Raw genomic sequence first — 3,916 nt, 5'->3', positions numbered from 1 at the left:
GGAACAGTGTGTCTGGTGTGGTAACTGTCCTTGCTTCATGCAGTTTACCGAGATCCCATTTATACAGACAGTCACCATCTGCTGCAACAAATGATATGGGATCTGTAGTCCATGCTGTTGCAGTGACATTATTATATTTATTAAAGGTTCTTCCTATAAATACCGGTTCACCAAAAAAGAAGGGTTTGTTTTCGTCAACCGGAAGAGCGACAAAAAATGGCTGTCGTCTACCACCCTGGCCGAGATTACCGTATTGATCTCTGCCTATGGGGCTGGGTCATAATCCTAAATGGCCTAGTCTCAATTTGGGTATAGGTTATAAAATTTGTTTTTCAAATTATTATCGGGCAAAGACTACAATTTCTCGAAGTTTTTACGATTAATTAACAGCAGCTTCGGTTTTGACCCCTTTGGCCCTTAATAACTATCCTCGGTTAAGTTGCCTTAATTAATTTAACAATTTTTCCACACCGCCTAGTTCATGTATTGCACGTTTTATGTTAAATCCACTGCAGAGTAACGAAAATTCAGCACGAACCCCATCTATTCCTCGTAATAGGAATTCTTTATATCCCATATTCTGCTTTAGATAAGCAAAAGGGCGCTCTGCATATTCTTTTCTTTTAGCATAAATCGCCTGAGATGATGGCTCTTCGTATTTTTCAGCCAAATAATCGCGTAGCTCCTCATCAAAATTACGAATTATGGTACGATCTATCTTAGCGTTTGTACACTCACCCCATCTCTTACACGTTGACAAACAGAACTGTCAGGCGGTGTGTATTGTTTTTTGCATCTCTTAGTATCTGTTCTACTTAAAATAAGCTGCTGTCCCTCAGGGCAGGTGTAAGTATCTTTTTCTTTATTGTATACAAAGCATTTCTTTTTGGTTCCATTCCCTTCTTTGTGTGATGATTGATCTTGGTTGGGAACCAATACATCTCTTCCTTCTTCATGCAAAGGCTTTATTTCTTCCATGTTGTAATAGCCGGTATCAGCAACTACTGTTTTGCATTGTTTATCAATAATATCTCGCCTTGCTCAATTTGCTTTTTCAATTGTTGTGAATCATTTCGATCATTGACCACGTCCATAGAAATGATTATCCCGTGCTTACTATCTGTTACTGCTTGCGCATTGTAACCACTAAAACTCCCCTTTTTAGAATGCATCGGTTTACTATCCGAATCAACTACATTTATTGAGGGACTTCCATCTTTTAATGGACATTGCTGGGATACACGATGTGCGATGGATTTGACACGTTCTACAAGATTTTGCTTCTCTGCAAGCTCATCCTTTAATCGAACCAACGATTCAAGCGATTCTTCTTCGTTATCTATTCGTTCGCATTCTTCCAATATATCTTGGATTCTCTTTTCAACAGCTTTGAGCACACGTTCACATCGGGCTGCATCCACTTATTATTTAATGATGCATTTGCTTTGATTTTGGTCCCATCAACAAAAAGCATGTTACCATCCACCAACTCAAGATCAATATACATTTGTGCACTATATTTAAGTACTTTCTTTAGTGCTTTTTCATGTTTTCGACGGAATCGAGTGATTGTCCGGTAATCTGGACGAAGGCCACCCATAGCCACATGAAAGAAACATTGTGGTGCAATGCTCTTTCCAATTTACGGCCACAGAAATGCCCATATGAATAGCCATATACAAGGAGTTTCAGCATGCTTTTTGGATCATACTCACTGTTACCGACTTTTTCCTCATCCAAAGGTATCCCTAATTCATCGAGATCCAAAGCATCGATAAACGCATCGCATGCTCGTACCGGATCCGATGCTCCAACATAATCTTCTAACGAAGCAGGAAATAGATTTAATTGATTCCTATCACTATATCGATACGCCAACGGTGAATCCTTTGCATTTAGTGCATCATATTAGCTATACTGTAATGTAAAATAATATATGCATAAGTAAATGCATGGATTATGACCCAGCCCCGAAAACGGGAATCCAGTCTTGATACATAATAATCCCTGGATGCCTGTTTTCACAGGCATGACGCCAGGAGTAGACACAAGAAATGAGATCAATCCCACATTTTCCTGAGTCTTCCCTGAATATCGCTTCCGATTTCAAGTGTTTCCCTGCTGTCCTGTTCTGTCTCAGGTATAACAGAGACTTTTTCCATCGTGTCAATTACATCCTGATTGAAAAAACGGCATCTCTGGGCATACACATGTCTGTCGGAGAAGCCCTGAGGATGGGAATAGAATTTCATTGGCCAGAGGACATACAGGTGATCGCGGGCACGGGTCATGGCAACATAGGTAAGACGGAGTTCTTCCGCGATATCCTCCTCGGATTCTGTTGACATATCAGATGGCAGGCAACCGTCAGCGGCATGAATCAGATACACAGCATCCCATTCACATCCCTTGGCGGAATGAATAGTGGAGAGAATAAGGTAGTCCTCATCACGCAACGGAGGACCGGCAAGATCACTTGTTGACACAGGAGGATCGAGCACGAGGTCGGTGAGAAACTGCGTTCTTGATTTCGAGTTTCTTGACAGTTCGACAAGATGTTCTATGTCGTTCTGTCTTGGAGATGAGTTTTCGTAATTGTCCTCCAGAAGAGGTTTATAGAAGACCCGGATACGGTCGAGTTGACTTGAGAGATCAAGGTCGCTCTTGAGTATGTCGATAAACATTTTACGCATCCTGAGAAGCTCCATCAGAACCGGTTTGGAGACAGGAGCGTTTTGAAGGGAATCGAAAGAGAAGTTGGAGGCCCGGAAGTAATCGAAGATTGCCGATGCTGTAGCCGGTCCTACTCCGTCAAAGAGCTGAAGAACCCTGAACCACGCCATCTCATCACGGGGGTTTTCAAGTATGCGAATCAGGGAAACAAAGTCCTTGATGTGCGCTGCCTCGAGGAATTTAAGCCCACCGTATTTATGGAATGGGATCTCTTTTTTCAATAAAGCGAGCTCAAGCGATGCGGAGTGAGATCCTGCCCTGAACAGCACCGCCTGTTTACGCAAAGGGATGCCCTCCTCATAGTGTCTCAGTACCCGCTCGATCACCATCTCCGCTTCCTGGAGTTCATCTTTGCATGTGATAATCTTCGGGCGCTCGCCGCCCTCCCTGGTCGAGAAGAGATTTTTTGAGAAGCGCTCCTTTGCCTGGGCAATCAGCACATTTGTTGTATTCAGGATGGGGGGAGAGGAGCGGTAATTCTGCTCAAGGGTGATGATTCCGGTTCCAGGGAAAATCTTCGGGAAATCCAGCATGTTGCGTACTGTCGCTGCCCTGAAACTGTAAATACTCTGGGCATCGTCGCCAACAGCCATGACATTCTTTATGCTTCGGCGCATGCCTGTGAGTATGTCGGACTGAAGCTTGTTTGTATCCTGATACTCATCGACAAGAATATGATCGAATCTTCCGGAGATCCTTTCCGCGGCCCTGGGATCCTCCAGCAGATAATACCAGTAAAGCAGCAGATCATCATAGTCGAGAGTGCCGCTTTTCTGCTTTAAAGCAGTGTACTCCTTGAAAATAGTCTTCAGCTCCTCCTTCCAGCGCACGCACCAGGGATAGAGCTTTTTGAGGATATAATCCAGGTCCTCTCCTGAATTCATTTTCCGTGAGTATATGGAGAGTAATGTCCCTTTTCTGGGGAAACGTCCTCTTTTTTGCGCATCTGTCACTTTCTGTCTGATGACATCGAGCATATCCTCGGCATCTGACTGATCTATTATGGTAAAGTCGGCTGGAAGTCCTGAGGACTGGCTGTAGATTCTCAGCAGGCGGTTGGCGACGGCATGGAAAGTTCCGCTCCAGACCTGTGAGATCGTGGTCTGATCATTCAGTGCCTGTGATGCCCTGTCGAGCATCTCTTTAGCTGCCCTGCGGGTAAAGGTGAGAAGAAGTATCCTGT

Annotated in this window: 5 protein-coding genes; all 5 read right to left on the bottom strand. The window is 43.9% G+C overall.

What is annotated here, in order from left to right:
- Positions 1-448 precede the first annotated feature (448 nt).
- Positions 449-760: a hypothetical protein gene (locus GX089_16780; GenBank protein NLP04152.1), complete on the bottom strand. Its 312-nt coding sequence runs from the start codon at positions 758-760 to the stop codon at positions 449-451.
- On the bottom strand, positions 715-978 hold the full coding sequence (locus GX089_16775) for a hypothetical protein (protein ID NLP04151.1): 264 nt from the start codon (positions 976-978) through the stop codon (positions 715-717). Before GX089_16775 ends, GX089_16780 begins: the two co-directional genes overlap by 46 nt.
- 23 nt (positions 979-1,001) lie before the next feature.
- A complete protein-coding gene (locus GX089_16770; GenBank protein NLP04150.1) occupies positions 1,002-1,397 on the bottom strand; it encodes a transposase in 396 nt (131 codons plus the stop codon).
- A 136-nt stretch (positions 1,398-1,533) separates the two neighbouring features.
- Positions 1,534-1,878 (bottom strand): transposase, encoded by a 345-nt coding sequence (locus GX089_16765; GenBank protein NLP04149.1) that lies wholly within the window; start codon positions 1,876-1,878, stop codon positions 1,534-1,536.
- A gap of 182 nt (positions 1,879-2,060) precedes the next feature.
- Positions 2,061-3,916: ATP-dependent helicase (locus tag GX089_16760; protein ID NLP04148.1), on the bottom strand; the 1,856-nt coding region annotated here is incomplete at its 5' end.

Origin of the sequence: Fibrobacter sp. (assembly GCA_012523595.1) — a bacterium.
Classification (GTDB): Bacteria; Fibrobacterota; Chitinivibrionia; order Chitinivibrionales; family Chitinispirillaceae; genus JAAYIG01.
Note: the sequence above shows the minus strand (reverse complement) of the source record. Positions and strands in the feature narration are given on the sequence as shown.